Below are 3,663 nucleotides of genomic sequence, written 5' to 3'. Positions count from 1 at the left end.
GACACCTCTCCCGCAGCCGCCTCATCGACGCGGCGGGGCACGTCCTGGCCGTCCGGCACGTGAATCTCTGCTCCTGAGCGCGAGCGGAGCGCAAGGAGCTCTTGGCCGTTCGACCGCGGCCGCGATGGCCGGGTCCGCCCGGCGCTCGGCATGGACGTGCTGGTGGGCTTCGAGCGTACGGCGGTAGCCGGCCGATGCACTGTCCCGGGTCCGCACCGGGCCGGTGGGCGCGGCGGCTGGTGCCGCTTCCGGGTCGGCGGCCGCCGTGGTGCTGGTGGCCGTGCGGGGCGTGCCCTTGACCTGCTGGTTGGCCTGGGCGATCAGCTTCGGCGACGTCCAGCGCAGCTTGGTGCCGTAGGCGGGCGCCTCGGGGACGATGTCCAGTTGCCCGGTGTTCGCGTCGAACTTCACCGCCTGGACGTGGCCGGCGAGCTCGGGCACGGCCGCGGCGACGATGCTGTCGAACTGGGCAAGGACGTTACCGCCGGCGGCCGGTGCGGCCCAGGCGCGTTCGGTCATCATCGCTGTGATTGCCTCGCCGAGACCGAGCGGGTCACGGCCGTCGCGCCGGACCACATGGGTACGGCGCCGGGGCTTCTCCTTCTGGCCGCCGCCGTTCTTCTTCGCTGCCTCGCGGGCCGCGAACAGCGCCTGGCGGGCCAGGTCGACGCCGCTCGGCTCAGCTTTCGTGGTCACGCGATCACCGCCCCGGCAAGATCGTCGCTGATCGAGCGGGCGGCGAGGGTGGTCAGGCGGTCCGCCCACGGCGCGGGGGCGGCCGCATGAGTGCGGCCGCCGGTCAGCTCGCGCAGCTGCTCCAGCCGCGTGGCCAGCAGATGCTGTGCGGTGCGCTCCCGGGCCTGCTCGGCAGCCCTGGTCGCCGCGGCGACCGCGATCGGACCGTCTGGGTACCAGCGGTGGTGACGGCGGCCCTTCTCGGTGTCGTACGCCCGCTTCGCCTCCGCCTCGGCCTTCGGCGTGCGGGCCAGTATCACCAGCGCGCACCGGCGATACTCCGGCCCGGCCTGCTGCACCGACTGGAGCTCGGTGAAGGCCAGCGCGGACGCCGCCGCCGACGGGTCGGCGGCGAGCTCGGCCGGGTCCATCAGCTCCAGGAACAGGTCGCGGGCGGCGGCCCGGTCGGCCTCCAGCTTCGTGCGGACGCTCTCGGCAACGGCGGCGACGGCGCCCTGGTCAGCCAGGGCGGCCGACCACACGGCCGCAACGAGCCCGGCCTCGGTGACCAGGTCCACGGTCCGGCGCCGGTAGCCGCATGCCTCGCACAGCCCCGCCGACCGCTGCGCCCCGCAGTCCGCACACGGCAGGACACGGCGGGCGGCTTCGGCGGCCTGCGCCGCGAGCCGTTCGCGCTCCGCCCGGACCCGGGCCTGCTCGCGGGCGGCTGCCCGGCGGGCCTGCTCGGTCTCGGCTTGCTGGCGGCGCCACATCAGATCCTCGGCCTCCAGCGCGGCATGGCGGCGCAGCCGGTCCTGGAGGACCTCCCGCTGCTCTGTCTCGCCGACGTCGGGCAGGGCCGCGTCGACCTCGGCCGCGAGCCGGGCCCGCTGAGCGCGGCGGATGTGGATCACGTTGCCGCAGTTCGGGCAGTCGCCGCCGGTGTCCAGCCGGATCCCGTCGTCGCACCGCCGGTCCGAGCAGGCGTGGCGCTGGACCAGGGCGCGGCCGAGCAGCCAGCCCACCGCGTCACGGACATGCGCCTGGCCTCCGGCCTCCTGCAGGCGGTCCTTCACCCGGTCGGCAAGCAGCTGTGGGGCGGATTCCGGTCCGGCCAGGCCTTCCAGTACCGCCAGCGCCTTGGGGGCTTTGCGGCCAACGAGCTGCTGCTGACCGCCGCTGAGCTGCGCCCACAGACCGGAGACCGGCGCCAGAGCGACCCGCAGCCGAAGATCCCGGGGCAAGGCCATCCCCCGCTGCTGCTGCGCCTTTGCACCCACCACGGCCTTCGGCCGGGCACCGGCAGCAGCCCCAGCAGCTGCTTGCCCCTCGATCTGAGCGACCGGTGACTTCTTCGGCTTTTCCCCGCGTAGCGGGCCGACCTCGGCTCCTGACGGCGTCAGCCCGGCAGCAGCCGTGTCGGCGTCGACGGCCTGGTCCTGGCGCACGCACACGTGCTCCGGCCGACGGGCTTCACCCCCACGGCCTTTGCCGGAAAACCCACCAGCACCCGCACCATCAACACCCTCATCAGCCATAGGAGTGTGATCAGTGTGAAGGGTTGCCGTAACGTCGGGCTCGGCCGTCTCGGCCCTGGGAGCATCCTGTGCCCCGCTGACCTGGGCATCTGCGGTCGGCTCGGAGGTTTCACTACCCCCTGCCGCAAAATCGGGGTCAGCGAAATCAGGAGTGCGGTCCAGAACACGCCGCTCCTGGAGACCCGCGGCGCCACCGTGGCCGTGCGCGGCAGCAACCGCCGGCACCATCAGCCGGGTCCGCTGCGCCATGCCGGAGGCCGTCTGCAAACGGATGCGCGCCACCAAGCTGAAGTCCTCCAGGCGCTCCAGTACCCGCTCGGCCTTGGACGCCGTGCAGCTCAGCTGCCGTGCCACCGTGGCCGCCGCGCGGCCACGCTTCGAATCGACTGTGCCGCCGCACTGTCGCACCCGACCGGTCTCCGTCGCCTCTAAAACCAGCAGGAGCAAGGCCAGACGGTCCGTCGCCGCACCCCGCCCCCTACGCGAACCAAGCAGCCCAGCCGGAGTGACCGACCCATCCCGCGAGCAGGCGTCGAAGGCACCATCTCGCAAGCCGTCCGCCGCACCGGCATCCACCGCACCCGCTACACCGGACTACCCAAAACCCACCCCGGCAACGTCCTCGCCGCCACCGCGATCAACATCATCCGTCTCGACGCCTGGCTCACCAGCACCCCACTCGGCAAGACCAGAACCTCCCACCTCGCCCGCCTCGAACTCGCCCCTTGAAACCGCGGACACACGACCGGTTTACGGATTCCCCAACGGAGTCGTGAACGCCCGGGCTTGCGCTCAAGGCTTCCGGTCAAGCCGCTGCGCGGCGCGCGGCCTGACGGATCCAGTGCTCACTCGTGTTCTGCGTCAGGCGGTCGAGTTTGCTGGCTCCGTTTGGAATGCCAGGAGTCCAGGATGTGCGCCCGCATGGCGGTGCGTGCTGCGAGTTCGTCGGCGTCGGTGATCGCCTGTGCGATCGCGGCGTGACCGAGGTGGGCGGCGGCGATCTGCTTGTCGAGCTCACCGCCGCAGTACCTGCTGCTGTCTCGGGCGTGATCGTGGATGCTTGTCACGACCGCCCGTGCGACGTCGTTGCCTGCCATCTGCATGACGTGATCGTGGAACTCGACTTCCAGGGCGAGGTACTGCTCGGGCCGCCTGAGCACGCGCTCCATCTCGGCCAGGACGCTGTTCATCTCGATCAGCTGTCGCTCGGTACGCCGGGTCGCCGCCGTTCCCGCCAGTTCGGACTCCAGCGCGCAGCGCACCTGGACGAGGTTGTCCAGCAGAGCGAGGCCGTCGTCGTGCCGGATGCGGGCGTCCAGGACCGTGGAGTCGAGCGGATCCCAGCGGGTGATTGGCGCGACCACGGTTCCCTGTCCCTGCCGGATGATCAGCAGTCCCTTGTGCTCAAGGGCCTTGAGTGCCTCGCGCACGACCACGCGGCTGACGCTGA

At 71.9% G+C, this 3,663-nt stretch carries 4 protein-coding genes; 1 reads left to right on the top strand and 3 read right to left on the bottom strand.

The genetic code is table 11. The features are described from left to right. Positions 1 to 21: 21 nt before the first annotated feature. Both EFK10_RS13425 and EFK10_RS13420 read right to left on the bottom strand, forming a co-directional pair. Positions 22 to 696: a DciA family protein gene (locus EFK10_RS13425; protein ID WP_127355938.1), complete on the bottom strand. Its 675-nt coding sequence runs from the start codon at positions 694 to 696 to the stop codon at positions 22 to 24. After that, the gene (locus EFK10_RS13420) at positions 693 to 2,123 is read right to left on the bottom strand and encodes a hypothetical protein (RefSeq protein WP_127355937.1); all 1,431 of its coding nucleotides are present in this window, start codon (positions 2,121 to 2,123) and stop codon (positions 693 to 695) included. The genes EFK10_RS13425 and EFK10_RS13420 overlap by 4 nt, the downstream gene beginning before the upstream one ends. A gap of 606 nt (positions 2,124 to 2,729) precedes the next feature. Between EFK10_RS13420 and EFK10_RS13415 the strand changes: the two genes are divergently transcribed. Continuing rightward, positions 2,730 to 2,942, top strand: coding sequence for a transposase (locus tag EFK10_RS13415; RefSeq protein ID WP_127355939.1), 213 nt, complete (start codon positions 2,730 to 2,732; stop codon positions 2,940 to 2,942). Positions 2,943 to 3,058: 116 nt separating this feature from the next. Here the strand turns inward: EFK10_RS13415 and EFK10_RS13410 are convergent. Next, a partial coding sequence (locus EFK10_RS13410; protein WP_164835974.1) for a FadR/GntR family transcriptional regulator occupies positions 3,059 to 3,663 on the bottom strand: 605 nt, incomplete at its 5' end.

It is taken from the genome of Streptomyces soli (assembly GCF_003999195.1).
Classification (GTDB): domain Bacteria; phylum Actinomycetota; class Actinomycetes; order Streptomycetales; family Streptomycetaceae; genus Actinacidiphila; species Actinacidiphila soli.
The sequence above is the reverse complement of the archived record's forward strand: the minus strand, read 5'-3'. Positions and strand labels throughout refer to the sequence as shown.